The following is an 18,567-nucleotide window of genomic DNA, read 5'->3' as shown; positions in this document are numbered from 1 at the left end:
CGGCGCGGCGAGTGCTCGTGAGCATCGCACGCAAGCCCGTCCATCGGCGATCCTGGAGCTCGCACGATGTCGCATTCCGGCGCGCACCTGTTCGACCTCCTCGGCGCGATCACGCGAGCGCCGCACCGCACGATCTCCCCGGCGAACTGGTGGCGCTGCGGCGTGAGCAGGCCGAGCGGGAAGACCCGTTCTTCGCCGACGAGTCGCGATTCTTTGCAGGGCTGTGCCGCACTTAGCAGGTTCGGCATGACGCGCAACGCGTGTCTCACAACCAGTCGCGGTTCTTGAACAAGCCGTAGAGGGCGACGCACACGAGTGCCATGAGGACGAGCGCCATCGGGTAGCCGAGGGTCCATCGAATTTCCGGCATGTGAGTGAAATTCATGCCGTAGACGGTGCCGATGAGAGTCGGGGCGAACAGGATGGCAGCCCAGGCCGAGATCCTCTTGACCTGTTCGTTCTGGGCGTAACTGGCCTCGGTCAGCCGTTTCATCTCGTCGTTCTGCGCCTGGGAGACCAGCGTGGCGTTAACCGCGAGGATGTCGCCGAGCATCTGCCGGAACCCGTCCACCCGCTCGGCCACGGTGGTCGCGTGATCGGCCACGTCCCGCAGGTACTGCTGGAGCTCCTCATCGATCCTGTACTTCTCGAATCCGGCCATGAGCCCTTGGAGCACGTCGCGCAGGGGATGGGTGGCCCGCTGGAACTCGATCACCTCACGGGACAGTTCATAGATGCGCCGTGACACGCGTGCGTCGCCGCGGAAGACCTCGGTCTCGATCTCGTCGATGTCGTTCTGCAGCCCGGCGACGACGGGCGCGTAGCCGTCGACGACGCTGTCCAGTACGCCGTACAACACCGCCTCGGGGCCGTGAGCCAGCAGCTGGGGGTCGCCCTCCATTCGCTGCCGGACCGCGGCCACGTCCGGGGTTGAGCCGTGCCCGACGGTCAGCACGAACCCGGGCCCGACGAACAGGTGGATCTCGCCGAACTCGACCTCTTCGGCCTCGTCGAGGTAGCGGGCTGCCCGCAACACCACGAACAACGTCTCGCCGTAGCGCTCGAGCTTGGGCCGCTGATGGGCGGCGATCGCGTCGTCCACGGCCAGCCGGTGCAGGCCGAATTCCTCCGCGGCCGCCTGCAACTGGGCGTCGGCCGGTTGGTGCAGGCCGATCCAGGCCATCGTGTCGGTCCGCCCGTGCAGATGCTGGTGCGTGTCGGCCAGGGTCGCCGAGGTGTGCACGGGATGGCCATCCCGATAGACCGTCGCGTCGATGGGCCGCTCGGCCGCCTGCCTGGGCGACGGCGAGAGATGTAGACGCAAAGGTGGTTGCGTCGCCGGCTCGGTTCGGCGCAACGAGCGCAACGCCCCGGAGAGCCGGTCAGCCACGGAGGTGCCCTCCGCGCACGGCGGGCGCCACGGGGCGCACCGGTTGGCGCGTCCTTGGCCTCGGGTGTGTTGCGGCCGGCGCGTCGAACGTCGCGAGGCAAGAGACGCCGGTGGGGATGAACAGGTTGCGCAACATGACACACCTCCGGTCGGTTCACTGCCATGACCTTGCCCGAGCGTTCGGGCACGCGGCAGTGCCGAAGGTCCCGGCCGCTGGGCGTCCGATGGCCCGTGTGCATCGGGGTCGGGGGACCCCGCATGCGTCGGCCGGTGGTCCCGCCTACCCGATCAGAAACGCTGTCGTACTTCAAGATGACCGCCAGCGCGAGGATCCGCTCGTAACCGCAGTCGCGTTGCGGACAAAAGTCCGTCCGGCGCCGAATACGGTGGGGTGTGGGTTTTGGGACGTTGGCGTTGGTCACCATGGTGGCGCTGGCTGGGCCGCTGCTGGCGCTTTCGCCCGCATGGCGCCTGCCGGTAGTGCTGGGGGAACTGGCGGGTGGGATTCTGCTCGGGCCGACCGTCCTGCGCGTGCTGCACGCACAGGACCCGGCGTTCACGCTGCTCGCCGACGTCGGGTTCGCATTGGTGATGTTCGTGGCCGGATCGCATGTACCCGTCCGGGACACCCGTTTGCGGGCGGCCCTGCCCGGCGGGGTGCTGCGTGCGCTTGCGGTCGGGGCGCTGGCAGCGGGCGCCGGGGGGCTGCTTGCGCACCTGTTCGGCACCGGACATGCCGCGCTGTACAGCGTGTTGCTGGCATCCTCGTCAGCCGCATTGGTGTTGCCGATCGTGGACTCGTTACGCCTCACCGGCAGACCGGTGTTGCAGATGTTGCCGCAGGTGGCGGTCGCTGACGCCGCATGCGTGGTGGCGTTGCCGCTGGCCGTCGACCCCGGGCACGCCGAGCGTGCTGCTGCCGGGGCGCTCGTGGTACTGGCCGTCGCAGCGCTGCTATTTTGGATCTTGCGTTACCTGGAGCGTTCCGGGATCCGCAAGCAGGTGCATCGAGTATCCGAGCGCCGGAAGTTTGCCCTCGAGCTGCGCATCAACCTGATGGTTCTCTTCTCGCTGGCGGCACTCGCCACCCGCACTCACGTATCGGTCATGTTGGCCGGATTCAGCTTCGGTCTGGTGGTCGCGGCCGTGGGTGAGCCGCGCCGGCTGGCCAAGCAGCTGTTTGCCGTCACCGAGGGCTTTTTCGGGCCGGTGTTCTTCGTGTGGTTGGGCGCATCGTTGGATATGCGAGCGTTGGGACGACATCCGGCGCTGATCGGTCTTGGGGTGGCACTCGGCGCGGGCGCAGCGCTCATCCACGCGGCGATGCGCCTGACCGGGCAGCCGCTCCCTCTGACCGGGCTCACGAGTGCACAACTCGGGGTGCCGGTGGCCGCGGCGACCATCGGCGCGCAGTCCGGCACGTTACGTCCGGGCGAACCGGCAGCGTTACTGCTCGGGGCGGTGGTGACGATCGGCGCGGTGCGGGCCACGGCACGCAACGCCAGCACGACGGCCACACCGAGCCCGACCGCGACCGCGCTGACGAGGTCGACGGCGACGGTGACCACGAAGGTGAGGCCCAGCACCAGGGCGTCGCCGCGGGTCGAGCGGGCAAGCGCCAGCAGCGCGCTGGCCTCGACCATCCGGATCGCGGTGGCGAGCAGCACCCCGGCGAGCGCCGCCAGCGGAATACCGGCGACGAGGGGCGCGGCGGCGAGGACGATGCCGGCCAGTACGGCGGCATGGGTGAGGGCCGCCAGCCTCGAGGCGGCACCCGCCCGGACGTTTACCGCGGTCCGCGCGATCGCCGCGGTGGCCGGAACCCCGCCGAAGATCGGGACGACGAGATTGGCCAGGCCCTGACCGAAGAGTTCCCGGTCGGGATCGTGACGCTGACCGACGCTCATGGCGTCGGCGACCGTGGCGCACAGCAGGCTCTCCAGCGCGGCGAGGGCGGCCACCGCCAGCGCGGACGGGGCCAGCCGGGACACGGCGTGCAGGTCGAGGAAGCTCAGCGACGGGCCGGGCAGGCCCGGCAGCGCGCCGATGCGGGCGACGTCGGCATGCAGGAGCGCGGCGAGGGCTGTCGCCGCGGCGACGGCGATGAGCGACCACGGCAGCTGCGGACGCCAGCGACCGCCGATCAGCATCGCGGCGGCAACGCCGAGAGCCGTCAGTACCGGTGCGGGCGCGGGATCGGCCACGAAGCGCACCACAGCGTCGGCGGCGACGGCCCAGACCTTGGCGCCGTGCGCGCCGGCGACCCCGAGCGCGGCCGGCACCTGCTGCAGCGCGATCACCACGGCGATCCCCGCGGTGAACCCTTCGATCACCGGGGCCGGCAGGTACCGCACGTATCGCCCGACCCGCGCCAGTGCCAGGACGATCAGGATCGCGCCGGCCATCGCCCCGACCATGAGTACGCCGGTCGGCCCGAAGGCTGCGACCACCGGCACGAGTACGACGGTCATCGCGCCGGTAGGCCCGGACACCTGCAGATTCGAACCGCCGAAGACGGCGGCCACCGCTCCGGCGACGACGGCGGTCACGAGACCCGCCCCGGCGCCGAGCCCCGAGGAGACACCGAAGGCGAGGGCGAGTGGCAACGCCACCACGGCTACCGCAAGCCCGGCCGGCAGGTCCCGGCGCAGCGTGCGGCGCGCCATCGTCCAGTCCGAGGGCCGCGGCAACAGGCCGCCGACCCGGACGGCGGCGCGACGCACAGCCGGCGGGCGGACCGCCATGCCATCACCTCCGCCGCACCGGTCTTCTCAAATGAAGACTTAGCAGTTGCAAAAGTCTTCAAGTCAATGGGCGGAGCCGTGACGCCGCACTCGTGCCGGCGGAACCTGCCTGCACGGGCTGCTAGCGTTGCTGCGATGACGCGGGGCCGGGGTGGACGAGATATGTCGGTACCGCTGTATCAGGCGAAGGCGGAGCTGTTCCGCACCCTCGGCCACCCGGTGCGGATCCGGGTGCTGGAGCTGTTGCAGCACGGTCCGCGGCCCGTCCGCGACCTGTTGGACGCGATCGACGTCGAGGCGTCGAACCTCTCGCAGCAGCTGGCGGTCCTGCGGCGGGCCGGGGTCGTCACCTCCTACCGCGACGGCTCCCTGGTGATGTACGCGCTGAGCACCACCGACCTGGCCGAACTGCTCGCCGTCGGGCGACGTATCCTCGGCTCCCTCCTCAGCGATCGTGAGGGTCTGCTGGACGGGCTCCGCGCCCACAGCGAGTCGGAACCCTCGGCCTAGCCCACCGGGGTCACGCCGCGGCGAGGTCCAGGGCCGCGGACAGCGCGCCGAGCAGCGGCGCATCGTCGACGAAGCGGGCGGCGGCCAGCGCCGGCGGGAACGGCACCGCGCGGGCCAGGGCGGCCGAGACTCGGGGCAGGATGTGCTCGGCCGCGCCCATGAGGCCGCCGGCCAGGATGACCCGCTGCGGGTCGAGGACGACGCTGAGGTTGGCGACGGTCCGGGCGAGCACCTCCAGGGCGTCGTCGAGCAGGGCGGCGACGGCCGGGTCGGAGTACAGCGCGAACAGTTCCGCGGCGGTGACCGGCCGGCCGAGCAGGGCCGAGCCGCGGCGGGCCAGGGCGCTGCCGGACACGGCCTCCTCGAGCGGCGCGCGGCCGTCGGCGAACGCGGCGGCGCCGGGCGCGTCGCGCAGGTAGCCGATCTCACCGGCGGCGCCGTTGGCGCCCGGCAGCACCCGGCCGCCGGCGACGAGGGCGGCGGCGAGGCCGGTGCCGACGTTGACGTACAGCGCCGTGTCGACGCCCCGCAGCGCCCCCCACCGCAGCTCGGCGGCGGCGCCCGCGTTGACGTCGTTGTCGACCGCGAGCGGCACGCCGCCGAACGCGGCCGCCAGCAGGCCCGGCAGCCGCAGCCCGTCCCAGCCGGGGACGTTGGGGGCGAGACGGACGGCGCCGTCGCGGACGACGCCGAACGTGGAGACGCCGACGGCGACCGGGTCGGCGACGAGGTCCCGGGCGGCGGCCAGGGCCCGGGCGACGACCTGGGCGGTGCCCTCCGCGGCCCGGGTGTCGAGGCGCACGGTGTTGTGGGGGCGGGCCTCGGCCGTGCCGGCGTCCGCCACGGCGAGGGCGACCTTGGTGCCGCCGAAGTCGATGGCGAGAACCTGTTCCGTCACCGCGGGCGGCCCGGCCGGGCGAGCGAGTCGATCGCGACGGCGACGGCGAGGACGCCGGCGGTCACCATGTACCGCACCGAGGAGTCGACGTTGAGCAGCAGCATGCCGTTGGTGATCGACTGGATGACGAGGATGCCGAGCAGCGCGGCGTAGGCGCGGCCGCGCCCGCCGAAGAGCGACGCGCCGCCGATGACCGCGGCGGCGATCGCCATGAGCAGGGTGTCGCTGCCGCCGGAGCTCTGGTTGACGGCGGCGAGCCGGCTGGCGGCGAGGATGCCGCCGGCCGCGGCGAGCATCGCGGAGGCGGTGAAGGCGAGCACCCGGATGCGGGTGACGCCGATGCCGGCGCGGCGGGCCGCCTCGGCGTTGCCGCCGACGGCGTACATGTGCCGGCCGAAGACGGTGTGGCACAGCATCAGGTCGAGCGCAACGACGAGGGCGCCGAAGAGCACCAGCAGCAGCGGTACCCCGCGATCGGCCGACAGCACCGTCACCGCGACGGCGAGGGCGGCGGCCAGGCCGCCCAGCCGCAGCGCCAGCCACCCGGCCGGGCCGACCGGCAGGTCCGCGGCGCGGCGATTGCGGCGCTGGAGGAGCGAGCCGGCCGTCCAGCCGCCGACGATCGCGGCGGCGAGCGTCCACGCCGCCCACGGGGGCAGCCAGGTGTCGGCGAGCCCGGCGATGAAACCGTCGAACGGGAGGTTGATGGTGCCGCCGCGGCCCAGCAGGTACAACATCAGCCCTTGCCATCCGATGAGTCCGGCCAGGGTGACGACGAAGGACGGCATCCGCAGCCGGGTGAACATCCACCCGTGCAGCAGTCCGATGCCGGCGGCCACGGCGAGGGCGACGGCGACCGCGGCGGCCGGGTTCCAGCCGTGGCGGACCGACAGGATCGTCATGACGACCGCGCAGAGGCCGCTGACGGAGCCGGCCGACAGGTCGATCTCGCCGAGCAGGATCACCATGATGACCCCGAGCGCGATGGTGCCGGTGGCGGCCATCTGCAGGGCGAGGTTGGCGAGGTTCTCGGCGGACAGGAAGTGCTCGTTGAGCGAGCCGAAGACGATCGCGATGAGGACGAGGCCGCCGGCGACGGGCCAGGACCCGAGGTCGGTCGTCCGGAGACGGTTCATGCGGCGCTCCCGGTGATCGCGGCGACGACGGCCTCGGGCGTGGTGTCGGCGGTGACGAACTCGCCGGCGTTGCGGCCGAGGCGCAGCACCGCGATGCGGTCGCTGACGGCGCGGACGTCGGCGAGGTTGTGCGAGATGACGAGCACGGCGAGGCCCCGCTCGCGCAGCCGCCGGATGAGGCCGAGGACCTGAGCGGTCTGCTCGACGCCGAGCGCGGCGGTGGGCTCGTCGAGGATGACGACCCGGGGTTCGCCGATCAGCGCGCGGGCGATCGCCACCGACTGGCGCTGGCCGCCGGACAGCGACGCGACCGGCACCCGGATGTCGCGGATGCGCACGTCGAGCGACGCCAGCAGGTCGCGGGCGGCGCGTTCCATCCGGATGTGCGACAGCAGGCTGAACCGGTGCCGCTCGGCGCCGAGGAACAGGTTGCCGACGACGTCGAGGTTCTCGCACAGCGCGAGGTCCTGGTGGACGGTCGACACGCCGAGGCGTTGGGCGTCGTGCGGGTTGGCGATGCGGGCCGGGTGGCCGTCGAGCTCGAGGGCCCCGCCGTCCGGGGCGACGACGCCGGACAGCACCTTGACGAGGGTCGACTTGCCGGCGCCGTTGTCGCCGACGAGCGCGACGACCTGCCCGGCCGGCAGGTCCAGGCTCACGCTGTCGAGAGCCTGGACCGCGCCGTAGCGCTTGCTGACGTCGGTGGCGGCGAGCACTACTGAATTCCCGCCTTGGTGCAGGCGGTCGCGACGGCACCGGTGCAGATCTCCGACGCCTTGTAGAACCCGTCCTTGACGATCGTGTCCTTGACCTTGTCGGCGGTGACCGCGGTCGGGGACAGCAGGACGGTGGGGATGTCGCCCGTGCCGTTGTTCACCTTCGTCGGCGCGGCCGGACGCTCGCCGCGGCCGAGCGCGACGGCGAGCTCGGCGGACTTCTCGGCCTCCTGGCGGATGTCGAGATAGATGGTCATGTACTGCTCGCCGGTGAGGATTCGCTGCACCGCGGCGAGCTCGGCGTCCTGCCCGGTGATCGGCGGCAGGGTGGCGTAGCCGGCACGCTTCATCGCGGCGATGGCGCCGCCGGCCATGCCGTCGTTGGCCGACAGGACCCCGACGACCGTGTCGCGGCCGAGGGCCGTGATGGCCTGCTCCATCTCCTGCTGGGCCTTGTCGGGGCTCCAGTCGGGGGTGTCGTACTCGCGGCCGATCTGCGCCTTGCCGTCCAGGACGTTGTGCGCGCCCTTCTTGTAGTCGGCGGAGCTGGGGTCGGTCGGCGCCCCGTTGATCATGACGATCTGGCCCGTCTTGCCGGTCTTGGCCATCGCGTCCAGCAGGGCCTGCCCCTGCATCTCGCCGACGCGGACGTTGTCGAACGAGACGTAGTACTCGTACGTGATGCCGGAGATGAGCCGGTCGTAGGCGAGGACCGGGATCTTCTTCTGCTTGGCCTGGTTGACCAGCGAGGCCACCGCGCCGGCGTCGACGGCGTCGAGGACCAGCACGTCCGCGCCCTGGGTGAGCGCGGCCTCGACCTGCTGCTGCTGCTTGGCGGCGTCCTGGTCGGCGTTGAAGTACAGCACCTTGCACGCGGCGCAGAGGGTCTTGACCTTGGCCTCGAACAGCGGCCGGTCGAACGCCTCGTAGCGGGTCGTCTTGGACTCGGGCAGGAACAGCGCGATCGTCGGCGCGTCCTTCGACTGCTGGTCGCCGGCGTTGCCTCCGCAACCGCCGGCCAGGACCGCCGCGGCGGTCAGCACGGCCACGAACCATCTGGTTCTCATGGCTGGAAATCGTCGACCCTGTCCGCCACGCTTGGCAAGGACCTTTACGAAATTGATAAAGGACCTTTCTGAAGGCCTGTGGCAGGCTGTACACCGTGCAGAGCATTACCGACAGGCAGGCCGCCACCGCCAGCACGACCAGCGTGCTGCGGGTGATGAACGAGCGCGCCGTGTTCGCCGAGACCTTCCGGCGCGGCGCCGTCTCGCGCCCCGAGCTGGCCCAGTACACCGGCCTGTCCAAGCCGACCGTGGCCGGCGCCCTGGCCAACCTGGAGCGCGCCGGGCTGCTGCGCCAGGTCGGCCTGCGCGCCGGGTCGGCCGGCCGTTCCGCGGTGCTCTACGAGGTGCGCCCCGAGGCCGGCTGGGTGTACGCGGTCGACGTCGGCCGCTCCTATGTCCGCGTCGCCCTCGCCGACCTCGTCGGCCGGATCGTCGCTCGCCAGGACTCCCCGTCGCGCAGCCTGCGCGCCAAGGACCTCGTCGCCCAGCTGACCGGCCTGGCCGACGAACTGGCGTCCGCGGCCGGCATCCGCCGCGACGACATCATCCTTTCCGTCTTCGGTACCCCGGGCATCCACGACAAGGCCACCGGCGCCCTGCACCTGGCGCCGAACCTGCCCGGCTGGAACCGCCGCGGCAGCGTCGAACGCCTGGCCGGCATCGCGGGCCACACCTACGTGGTGGAGAACGACATCGACCTCGCCGCGGTCGGCGAGGCCACCTATGGTCTGGGCCGCGGCGTGCGCCACTTCGTCTACGTGTCGGTCGGCACCGGCACGGGCATGGGCATCATCATCGACGGCAAGCTGTACCGCGGCTTCCGTGGCGCGGCCGGCGAGATCGGCTACCTCCCGGTGGGCGAGGACGACCCGCTCGCCGACCAGCCCGCGGCCCGCCGCCGCGGCCTGTTCGAGTCCGTCGCCTCGGCCGACGGCGTGGTGGCGATGGCCCGCCGCCTCGGCCTGTCGAGCGTGGAGACCGCGAAGGACGTCTTCGACGCCGCCCGCGCCGGCAACGAGACGGCCCGCCGCGCGGTGGCCCGCGAGGTCGATCACCTCAGCCACGCCCTGGCCGGCATCACCGCGGTCCTGGACCCGGAGCTCGTCGTCCTGGGCGGCGGCGTCGGCGGCCAGCCGGGCGACCTGCTCACGACCCCGATCGCGGAACGTCTGCGCGACCTGGTCGCCCTGCGCCCGCCCCGCATCGAGGTGTCCAGGCTCGGTACGGACGCGGTCCTGCTGGGCGCACTGGCGGTCGGCCTGAACGACGCCCGCGACCTGGTCCTGCAGGCCGCCGCCGGCTGAGCCGCTCTTCCGCTCGCACCCGGCGCGTGGTGTGGCGCTCCGGTGCGCAATTTGCGATTCGCCGGTGTCCGCGGTCGTGAAACTTACCGAAGTCGTGGCCCCATCCAGCCATCGATGGGCTTCATCGGTTGACACCATACGTCATACGACCTATGTTCCGATTTCGCGCACCTCCGAAGGGCGGGTCATTCGCTCCCAAACAAGGAGTCACAGTTGTGAGAAGACGTCTGGTTCCCCGGTGGGTCGCGGTGCTCGGCGCGGTCGCCATGGTCGCCGCGGGAACGCTCGCCGTCATGACGGCGACGGTTCCGTCCGCCTCCGCGGCGACGACAGCCGGTTGCGGCAAGACCCCCACACTGCACAGCGGTTCGTACACCATCCAGAGCAGTGGCCAGAGCCGCAGCTTCATCCTGCGGATTCCCGACGGCTACAGCACCACGCGCCCGTACCGCCTGATCTTCGGGTACCACTGGCGGGGCGGCACCATGCAGGACGTCTCCTCCGGTGGGACCAGCGGCGCCGCGTGGTCCTACTACGGCATGCAGGAGCAGTCCAGCAACAGCGCGATCCTGGTCGCCCCGCAGGGCATCGGCAACGGCTGGGCCAACACCAACGGCCAGGACATCACCTTCACCGACGACATGGTGCGGATGATCGAGAACGATCTCTGCGTCGACACCACGCAGCTGTTCGCCATGGGGTTCAGCTACGGCGGCGGGATGAGCTACGCCATCGCGTGCGGCCGGGCCACGGTCTTCCGGGCGGTCGTCGTGTACTCCGGCGCGAACCTGTCCGGCTGCAGCGGCGGCACCCAGCCGATCGGGTACTTCGGGATCCACGGCGTCTCCGACAACGTCCTCAACATCAGCAACGGACGGGCGCTGCGCGACACGTTCGTGCGCAACAACGGCTGCACACCGCAGACTCCCGCGGAGCCGGCGCCGGGCAGCGGCCGGCACATCACCACCGCCTACTCATGCCGGGCCGGCTATCCGGTGCAGTGGGCCGCGTTCGACGGCGGCCACGGGCCCGGCCCGGTCGACGGATGCTCCGGCTGTGAGGACGGCGTCCGGACGTGGACCAAGGGCGAGGCCTGGCGGTTCATCTCCTCGTTCGCCAGCACCCCGCCGTCGAGCTCGCCCCCGTCGAGCTCGCCCTCGTCGAGCAGCAGCCCGCCGGTCGGCCAGTCGAACGTCATGATCGCGGGTGCGGCGTCGGGTCGCTGCATCGACGTGCCCGGCTCCACCACGACGAACGGCACGCAGGTGCAGCTGTGGGACTGCCACGGCGGGATCAACCAGCGCTGGACCTACACCACCGGCCGGCAGCTGATGGTGTACGGCAACAAGTGCCTGGACGCCAGCGGCCAAGGCACGGGCACGGGCACCGCCGTCGTCATCTGGGACTGCAACGGCCAGGCCAACCAGCAGTGGAACCTGGGCGCCAACGGCTCCATCACCGGCGTCCAGTCCGGACTGTGTGTGGACGCCGCCGGCGCCGGAACCGCCAACGGCACCAAGCTTCAACTCTGGACCTGCCACGGCGGTTCCAACCAGCAATGGAACCTGCGCAGCTGACCGGAGGACCGGCGGCGCCGGTCCTCCGGTCAGCTGGAGGACCGGCGGCGCCGGCGACACCACTGTTCATGTCCCGGCCGGATAGGGGAGCGGCACCATGACATCCACATCTCGACGTCGCTCGAGGCGCGCGCTCGCGTTGGCGACTGTCCTGTTCTGTCTCACGGCGTTGCTGCCGGGCGTCGCCAAGGCGGACAACCCGATCGTGCAACACATCTACACCGCCGACCCGGCGCCGCTGGTCTACGACGGCCGGGTGTACCTGTACACCGGCCACGACGAAGACGGCTCGACCTACTTCACGATGCGCGACTGGCGGGTCTGGTCGTCGGCCGACATGGTGAACTGGACCGACCACGGCTCGCCGATGAGCCTGGCCACGTTCAGCTGGGCGAGCTCGGACGCGTGGGCCGGGCAGGCCGTGCAACGCAACGGCAAGTTCTACTGGTACGTCCCGGTGCGGATGGCCAACGGCGCCCAGGCGATCGGCGTGGGGGTCGCCGACAGCCCCACCGGGCCCTTCCACGACGCGCTCGGCCGGCCACTGATCCAGAACGCCGAGATCGACCCCACCGTGTACATCGACGACGACGGGCAGGCGTACCTGTTCTACGGCAACCCCCACCTGTGGTACGTGAAGCTCAACGCCGACATGACGTCGTACTCGGGCAGCCCGACGCAGATTCCGCTCACCACCGCGGGGTTCGGGACCCGCGCCGGGGACGCCAACCGGCCGACGCTGTATGAGGAGGGGCCCTGGTTCTACAAGCGCAACAACTTGTACTACATGGTGTTCGCGGCGAAGTGCTGCTCAGAGTTCATCGCCTACTCCACGGCGCCGTCACCCACGGGGCCATGGACCTATCGCGGCACCATCATGCCGACGCAGGGCAGCAGCTTCACCAACCACCCCGGCGTCATCGACTTCAACGGCGGCTCGTACTTCTTCTACCACAACGGCGCCTTGCCGGGCGGCGGCGGCTACACCCGCTCGGTCGCCGTGGAGAAGTTCAACTACAACGCCGACGGCACCTTCCCGACCATCAACATGACCACGACCGGGGCGCCGCAGGTCGGCACGCTGGACCCGTACGTGCGCCAGGAGGCCGAGACCATCGCCTGGGGCAGCGGCATCGAGACCGAGCCCGCCAGCGAGGGCGGGATGAACGTCGGCTGGATCGAGAACGGCGACTACGTCAAGGTCAAGGGCGTCGCGTTCGGTACCGGTGCCGGCTCGCTCAGCGCCAGAGTGGCTTCCGGTGCCGCCGGCGGCCGGATCGAGGCGCATCTGGACAGTGCGACCGGCACCCTCGTCGGCACGTGCAACGTGTCCGGCACCGGCGGCTGGCAGACGTGGACCACGGTCTCGTGCCCGGTCAGCAACGCGACCGGAACCCACGATCTGTACCTTCGGTTCGCGGGCGGCAGCGGGTCGCTGTTCAACCTCAACTGGTGGCAGTTCGCGGCCGGGTCCACCCAGCCGGTGGGCTACCCGACCGGCTATCACCGGCTCGCGATCGCCAACAACGGCCTCTGCCTCGACGTGAGCGGCGCGTCCACGGCGGCCGGCGCGGCGGTCACCCAGTGGACCTGCAACGGTCAGCCCAACCAGCAGTTCCAGTTCGTGCCGGTTGCGGACGGCTACGGCCGGCTGCAGGCGCAGCACTCGGGCTACGACGTGGCCGTGGCCAACAGCTCAACCGCCGCCGGCGTCCCGAACGCCATCCAGCAGGTACCCAACAGCGCGCCGAACAGCCTCTGGCTCCCGGTCCAGCAGTCCGACGGCTCGTACTCCTTCAAGAACCGCAACAGCGGCCTGTGCCTGGACGTGTACGGCGCCAACAGCACGCTCGGACAGCAACTCGACCAGTGGCAGTGCAAGAACGCCTCCGCCACCAACCAGGACTTCACGCCGCGCTGATCGCCTCGCTGATCAGTGCGTAGTCTCGGCGCCCGCGGGCCCGGCCACGGCCGGGCCCGCGAACGGCTACTTGAACTTGGCGACGTTGTCCTTCGTCACCATCTCCGTGCCGGTGTCGACGGTCGGCTGGACCGGCTGGCCCTTGGCCGCGGCGACGGCGGTCTCGATGCCCAGCGAGCCCATCTTGGCCGGGAACTGCGCCACCGACGCGGCCTGGTCGCCGGCCTCGATGGCCTTGAGCTCGCCCGGGGAGGCGTCGAAGCCGACGACGACGGGCTTCTTGCCGGCCGCCTTGACCGCCTGCAGGGCCCCGGTGATGGGCGGGCCGCACGCGCCGTAGATGGCGGTGACGTCCGGGTTCGCGGTGAGGATGTCCTGCGCGGCGTTGAGGCCCTTGGTCTCGTCGCAGTCCGTCGCCGGGTCCGCGACCACCTTCGCGGCGCCGCCGAGGCCGTCCTTCAGCCCCTTGACCCGGTCGTCGAGTGACGGGTTGCCGAGCCGGCCCTGCAGGATGGCGATGGTGGCGCCCGGCGGCAAGTGCTTGGCCAGCCACTGCCCGGCGAGCTTGCCGCCGGCGAGGTTGTCCGTCGCCACGACGGACGACTTGCCCGACCAGCCGGGGATGTCGTTGTCGACGAGTACGACCTTGATGCCGGCCTTCACCGCCTTGTCCAGCGCGCCCTGCACGTTCGGGCTGCTCGGGGTGATCGCGATCGCCTTCACGCCCTGCGTGATCATGTTCTCGATGATGGCGATCTCGCCCTCGTCATCGGTGCCGCTCTTGCCCTGGCCGTAGATGACCTCGACGTCGGCGTGCGCGGCGTCGTACTGCTTCACCGCGTCGACCATCGTGTCGTAGAAGTCGACGGGAAACTTCGTGATGAGCCCGACCTTCACGGCGGACGTTCCGCCGGGGGCGTCGTCGTCGCCACACGCGGCCAGCGGTACCAGGAGCGCCGCCGCGAGCACGGCAAAGCCAACGGTGCGTTGCATGGGGGGTCCCTTCGGTGTGCCTCTGGCGGGCGGGTCAGGACCCGCCGACGATGAGGGAGACGATCAGCTGCTGGTGCTGCGGCGTCGGGACGGCCTCGCCGGCCTTGCGGCCCCGACGCAGCACGACGGCACGGTCGGCGATCTCCATGACGTGGTCCATCGCGTGCGACACGACGACGACCGCCCGGCCCTCGTCGCGCAGCCGCAGGATCAGGTCGAGCACGCGGCGGGACTCCCGCAGCCCCAGCGCCGCGGTGGGTTCGTCGAGGATGACGATCCCGGCGGCGAACGCGGCGGCCCGGGCGACCGCGATGGCCTGCCGCTGGCCGCCGGAGAGCAGCCCGACGCCGGCGTGCCGGTCGGGCAGGCTGACCTGCAGCCGGTTGAGCACCTCGGCGGTGGCGTCGGCCATGGATCGCCGCCGCAGCACCCGCAGGCCGCGCGGCAGCCAGCGCGGCCGGGCGTCCTCGCGGCCGGCGTAGAAGTTAGCCGCCGGGTCGAGGTTGTCGAAGAGCGCGAGGTCCTGGTAGACGGTCTCGATACCGGCCGCGCGGGCGTCCGCCGGGGTGCCGATCTCGACCACCGAGCCGTCGATCTCGACGGTGCCGTCGTCGAGCCGATGTACCCCGCTGATGCATTTGATGAGCGTCGACTTGCCCGCGCCGTTGTCGCCGAGCAGGGCGACGACCTCCCCGTGCGCGACGTCGAGGTCGACCGAGTCCAGCGCCAGCACGGCGCCGAAGCGCTTGGTGGCCCCGGTGATGCGTAAGGCCGGTACCGTGCCGGCGTCGGCCCCGTTCATGCCCGCACCGCACGTATCACCTGGAAGCGGCGCTCCAGCGAGCCGCGGATCACGTCGAGCTCGACCGCCAGCAGGATCACCGCGCCGATGACGATCGGCTGGATGAACGCGTCGACGTTGAGCAGGTTCATCGCGTTGCGGATCACGCCGATCATGAGCGCGCCGATCAGCGCGTTGGCCACCGAGCCGCGGCCGCCGAGGAAGCTCGCCCCGCCGATGACCACTGCGGCGATGGCGTCGAGCTCGGCCAGCTCGCCGAACGTCGGCGAGCCGGCGTTGAGCCGGCCGGCCGTGATGAACGCGGCGACGCCGGCGGCCAGGCCGCTCATGACGTATACCGAGACCAGCACGCCGTTGACCGGGATCGCGGCCCGTCGCGCGGCGTCGGGGTTACCGCCGACCGCGTAGATCCACCGGCCCCACACGAGCCGGGTCGTCAGCAGCAGTACCGCGAGGGCGAGCGCGGCGACCAGCAGGGTCGAGTAAGGCAGCCAGCCGAGCGACTCGCCGCCGATCAGCTGGATGACCCGCGGCATGCCCCGGTGCGGCTGGCCGCCGGCGAGCCACAGCGCCAAGCCGTGGGCGATGCTGAGCGTGGCCAGCGTGACGATGAACGGGTGCGGCAGCCGGCCCCAGACCAGCGCCACACCGTTGACGGTGCCGACGGCCAGCCCCGTGCCGAGCATCGCCAGCACGACGAGCGTCGCCGACGGCGCCGCCTCGAACACCAGCGCGCCGACGACCGCGGCGAGCGCGACGGTCGAGCCGACCGACAGGTCGATGCCGCGCGTGATGATGACCAGCAGCTGCGCGATCGCCAGCAAGGCGATGACGGCGCTCTGGGCGAGCACGTTGCCGAGATTGCGGGTGGTGAGGAAGACCGGCGACAGCGCCGCGGCCACGGCGACGATCGCGACGAGCATCAACAGCGGGCCGGTGCGGATCAGGGCGAGGGCGGCCCTTGCCCCGTCGGCTCGCCCCGGCCGCGGTGGTCCGGTGGTGGCGAGGGGGTCGGGAGCGGTGCGGAGCGCCATCGGCTACTCCTTCGTCATGCGTCGGGCGGGACGCCAGTGATGAGATGTTTGATACGCCGGTCGGACTCATTCGTCAACGTCGACGACCAGATACCCCGCTGTAATACGCAGAAAACGCCCCATAACGACCGAGACATCGTATTGACGGCCGCCGGAACCTCGTCCTAACGTCAGATGTCTCGGGCTGTCAGTGTCCACAGGCGTGATCCCACCCCAACGTCCCATTCCGGAGCGGCGCCAACTCCGAGGAGCATCGGTGACTGAGCGAATCTTGTCCGTGGACGCCGTCGACGTGCGGTTCCCCACTTCGCGGCACCGCGACGGGTCCGACGCGATGAACCCCTTCCCGGACTACTCGGCCGCCTATGTCGTGCTGCGCACCACCGCGGGCGCGGAGGGGTACGGATTGGTGTTCACCGTCGGGCGCGGCACCGAGATCCAGGTCGCCGCCCTGCGCTCCCTGGCCGGCATGGTCGTCGGCCGGCCGGTCGACGAGCTCGTGGCCGATCCGGGGGCGCTGGCCCGCCAGCTCATCGGCGACAGCCAGATCCGCTGGCTCGGCCCGGCCAAGGGCGTCGTGCACATGGCCGCGGGCGGCCTGGTCAACGCCGCGTGGGACCTCGCCGCGCGCCGTGCGGGCCGGCCGCTGTGGAAGCACCTGGCGGACCTCACGCCGGAGCAGGTGGTGGCGCAGATCGACTTCCGCTACCTCCGCGACGCGCTCACCGAGGGCGAGGCTCTGGCGCTGCTGCGGTCCGCCGCCGGCGGCCGGGCCGAGCGCGAGGAACACCTCCTCGGCGAGGGCTATCCGGCGTACACCACCACGCCCGGCTGGCTCGGGTACGACGACGAGAAGCTGGCCCGCCTGTGCAAGGAGGCCGTGGCGGACGGCTACCACCTCATCAAGCTCAAGGTCGGCGCGGACCTGGCCGACGATGTGCGCCGCCTGGGCATCGCCCGCGATGCCGTCGGCCCGCAGGTGCGTATCGCCGTGGACGCCAACCAGGTCTGGGGCGTTCCGGACGCCACCGACTGGATGCGCGAGCTGAGCACCTTCGATCCGTACTGGATCGAGGAACCTACGTCGCCGGACGACGTGCTCGGGCACGCCTCGGTCCGCCGTGCGCTCGCCCCGATCAAGGTGGCCACCGGCGAACATGTGCACAACGCGGTGATGTTCAAGCAACTGCTGCAGGCGGGCGCCGTCGACGTGGTGCAGATCGACGCCTGCAGGGTCGGCGGCGTCAACGAAAACCTCGCCATCCTGCTGCTCGCGGCCAAGTTCGGCGTGCCGGTCTGCCCGCACGCGGGCGGCGTCGGGCTGTGCGAGCTGGTGCAGCACCTGGCCATGTTCGACTACCTGGTGGTCAGCGGGACCACCGAGGACCGGTACATCGAGTACGTCGACCACCTGCACGAGCACTTTGCCGACCCGGTCCGCATCCGCGGCGGGCGGTACCTCGCCCCGGCGGCGCCGGGCATGAGCGCCGAGATGGTCCCGGCCTCGCTGGCGGCCTACCGCTTCCCGGACGGTCCGGAGTGGGCGACGGCGTGATCGTCGACGCGCACCACCACCTGTGGCGCCCGGAACGCGGCTACCAATGGCAGGGTGTCGTCCTGCAGCAGCTCCACGGCGAGGCCGAGCCCCTCCAGCAGCAGCCGGGGGGCAAGGCTCGTGACATAGGTGCCGTCGCCGCGGCGGACGTCGAGCACGCGGGCCGACTCCAGCACCTTCACGGCCTCACGTACGCCGCTGCGCGAGAGACCGATCTGCGCGGCGAGCTGCGGCTCGGGGGGGTAGCCGGGCGCCCGGCGGCAGCTCTCCGCTCTGGATCATGCTTCGAATCTTCGCGATCGCCTCGTCGGTCAGTGCCACGGCCCAACTATAGATACATCAGATGTTTGCCGGAGCGGTGGGCGCTCGGTGCCGCCCGGAGTGGGCTGACGTCGTCGTCGGCAATCGTCGGTATGGCGAGTCCACGGTCATTTTCGAAACAGCGGCGAAAATTGCATTCGAGAAACCGTTATGAACGGGTCTGTCGCCGAGTCGAGCGCGAAATTTTCGGGGATGTACCGGGAATTGGATTCGGTTTTCCTCGCCTTCCGTGACGCCTCTACCTGCGTGTATACGTCACCAGCGCATCCGCTGGGCTCGACCGGGCCGGATTCTGACGTCGACTCACTTGAATGTTTTGCGGGGGTCTGGCAGCCTCGCCTACTTAGGCGCGGCCGAACATGTTAGCGCTAACGCGACGCATTTATTACCGGAGGTAGGGAGGCCAAGGTGAGACCACTCACCGTCAGAGCGTTGATCGCCGGCGTGGTCGGTGTCGTGGCGATAGCCACGGCCGCGACGATGATGCCGTCGGCGAACGCGGCAGCGAGCACGCTGGGTGCGGCGGCCGCGCAGTCGGGACGGTACTTCGGCACCGCGATCGCGGCGGGCCGGCTCGGCGACTCGACGTACACCACCAT

Annotated in this window: 14 protein-coding genes and 3 pseudogenes; 7 read left to right on the top strand and 10 right to left on the bottom strand. The window is 71.0% G+C overall.

Features of this window, described 5'->3' with window-relative positions:
* Window positions 1-265: 265 nt before the first annotated feature.
* The gene (locus AB0B76_RS42580) at window positions 266-1,390 is read right to left on the bottom strand and encodes a magnesium and cobalt transport protein CorA (RefSeq protein ID WP_360386615.1); all 1,125 of its coding nucleotides are present in this window, start codon (window positions 1,388-1,390) and stop codon (window positions 266-268) included.
* 423 nt (window positions 1,391-1,813) lie between these two features.
* On the opposite strand from AB0B76_RS42580, the pseudogene AB0B76_RS42575 reads away from it, so the two are divergent.
* Window positions 1,814-2,797: pseudogene (locus tag AB0B76_RS42575) on the top strand (cation:proton antiporter); the annotation flags it as partial.
* Window positions 2,798-2,859: 62 nt separating this feature from the next.
* Here the strand turns inward: AB0B76_RS42575 and AB0B76_RS42570 are convergent.
* Window positions 2,860-4,134: pseudogene (locus AB0B76_RS42570) on the bottom strand (SulP family inorganic anion transporter); the annotation flags it as partial.
* Window positions 4,135-4,296: 162 nt separating this feature from the next.
* On the opposite strand from AB0B76_RS42570, the gene AB0B76_RS42565 reads away from it, so the two are divergent.
* Window positions 4,297-4,644 carry a metalloregulator ArsR/SmtB family transcription factor gene (locus AB0B76_RS42565; protein ID WP_360386612.1) on the top strand — a complete coding sequence of 116 codons (348 nt, stop codon included), beginning with the start codon at window positions 4,297-4,299 and terminating at the stop codon, window positions 4,642-4,644.
* A 10-nt stretch (window positions 4,645-4,654) separates the two neighbouring features.
* Here AB0B76_RS42565 and AB0B76_RS42560 read toward each other — a convergent pair whose 3' ends face one another.
* Genes AB0B76_RS42560 through AB0B76_RS42545 form a run of 4 tightly spaced genes read right to left on the bottom strand, consistent with a single transcriptional unit; the run spans window position 4,655 to window position 8,461 of the window.
* Window positions 4,655-5,542 (bottom strand): ROK family protein, encoded by an 888-nt coding sequence (locus AB0B76_RS42560; protein WP_360386609.1) that lies wholly within the window; start codon window positions 5,540-5,542, stop codon window positions 4,655-4,657.
* The gene (locus AB0B76_RS42555; RefSeq protein WP_360386606.1) at window positions 5,539-6,678 is read right to left on the bottom strand and encodes a sugar ABC transporter permease; all 1,140 of its coding nucleotides are present in this window, start codon (window positions 6,676-6,678) and stop codon (window positions 5,539-5,541) included. The genes AB0B76_RS42560 and AB0B76_RS42555 overlap by 4 nt, the downstream gene beginning before the upstream one ends.
* Window positions 6,675-7,394 (bottom strand): ATP-binding cassette domain-containing protein, encoded by a 720-nt coding sequence (locus AB0B76_RS42550; protein WP_360386603.1) that lies wholly within the window; start codon window positions 7,392-7,394, stop codon window positions 6,675-6,677. Before AB0B76_RS42550 ends, AB0B76_RS42555 begins: the two co-directional genes overlap by 4 nt.
* The gene (locus AB0B76_RS42545; protein ID WP_360386601.1) at window positions 7,394-8,461 is read right to left on the bottom strand and encodes a sugar ABC transporter substrate-binding protein; all 1,068 of its coding nucleotides are present in this window, start codon (window positions 8,459-8,461) and stop codon (window positions 7,394-7,396) included. Before AB0B76_RS42545 ends, AB0B76_RS42550 begins: the two co-directional genes overlap by 1 nt.
* Before the next feature lie 95 nt (window positions 8,462-8,556).
* Between AB0B76_RS42545 and AB0B76_RS42540 the strand changes: the two genes are divergently transcribed.
* The 3 genes from AB0B76_RS42540 to AB0B76_RS42530 all read left to right on the top strand — a co-directional run bounded on the left by AB0B76_RS42540 (window position 8,557) and on the right by AB0B76_RS42530 (window position 13,263).
* Window positions 8,557-9,765 (top strand): ROK family transcriptional regulator, encoded by a 1,209-nt coding sequence (locus tag AB0B76_RS42540; RefSeq protein WP_360386598.1) that lies wholly within the window; start codon window positions 8,557-8,559, stop codon window positions 9,763-9,765.
* 266 nt (window positions 9,766-10,031) lie between these two features.
* Entirely contained in the window at window positions 10,032-11,342 is a 1,311-nt protein-coding gene (locus AB0B76_RS42535) for a ricin-type beta-trefoil lectin domain protein (RefSeq protein ID WP_360386849.1), read from the top strand.
* A 97-nt stretch (window positions 11,343-11,439) separates the two neighbouring features.
* Entirely contained in the window at window positions 11,440-13,263 is a 1,824-nt protein-coding gene (locus AB0B76_RS42530; RefSeq protein ID WP_360386596.1) for a family 43 glycosylhydrolase, read from the top strand.
* 66 nt (window positions 13,264-13,329) lie between these two features.
* Here AB0B76_RS42530 and AB0B76_RS42525 read toward each other — a convergent pair whose 3' ends face one another.
* From AB0B76_RS42525 to AB0B76_RS42515, 3 genes are read right to left on the bottom strand one after another with little or no spacing between them, the layout of a single operon-like run.
* On the bottom strand, window positions 13,330-14,256 hold the full coding sequence (locus tag AB0B76_RS42525; RefSeq protein WP_360386593.1) for a sugar ABC transporter substrate-binding protein: 927 nt from the start codon (window positions 14,254-14,256) through the stop codon (window positions 13,330-13,332).
* Between the two features lie 34 nt (window positions 14,257-14,290).
* Window positions 14,291-15,058: an ATP-binding cassette domain-containing protein gene (locus tag AB0B76_RS42520; protein ID WP_360386591.1), complete on the bottom strand. Its 768-nt coding sequence runs from the start codon at window positions 15,056-15,058 to the stop codon at window positions 14,291-14,293.
* A complete protein-coding gene (locus AB0B76_RS42515) occupies window positions 15,055-16,092 on the bottom strand; it encodes an ABC transporter permease (protein ID WP_360386588.1) in 1,038 nt (345 codons plus the stop codon). The genes AB0B76_RS42520 and AB0B76_RS42515 overlap by 4 nt, the downstream gene beginning before the upstream one ends.
* Window positions 16,093-16,348: 256 nt before the next feature.
* Between AB0B76_RS42515 and AB0B76_RS42510 the strand changes: the two genes are divergently transcribed.
* Window positions 16,349-17,647 carry an enolase C-terminal domain-like protein gene (locus tag AB0B76_RS42510; RefSeq protein ID WP_360386586.1) on the top strand — a complete coding sequence of 433 codons (1,299 nt, stop codon included), beginning with the start codon at window positions 16,349-16,351 and terminating at the stop codon, window positions 17,645-17,647.
* Here AB0B76_RS42510 and AB0B76_RS42505 read toward each other — a convergent pair.
* The gene (locus AB0B76_RS42505; RefSeq protein ID WP_360386846.1) at window positions 17,608-17,862 is read right to left on the bottom strand and encodes a hypothetical protein; all 255 of its coding nucleotides are present in this window, start codon (window positions 17,860-17,862) and stop codon (window positions 17,608-17,610) included. The genes AB0B76_RS42510 and AB0B76_RS42505 overlap by 40 nt on opposite strands.
* A 514-nt stretch (window positions 17,863-18,376) precedes the next feature.
* Here AB0B76_RS42505 and AB0B76_RS42500 point away from each other — a divergent pair.
* Window positions 18,377-18,567: pseudogene (locus AB0B76_RS42500) on the top strand (1,4-beta-xylanase); the annotation flags it as partial.

The sequence above is a fragment of the Dactylosporangium sp. NPDC049140 genome (assembly GCF_040648435.1).
This window is presented reverse-complemented; position numbering and strand designations above follow the sequence as displayed.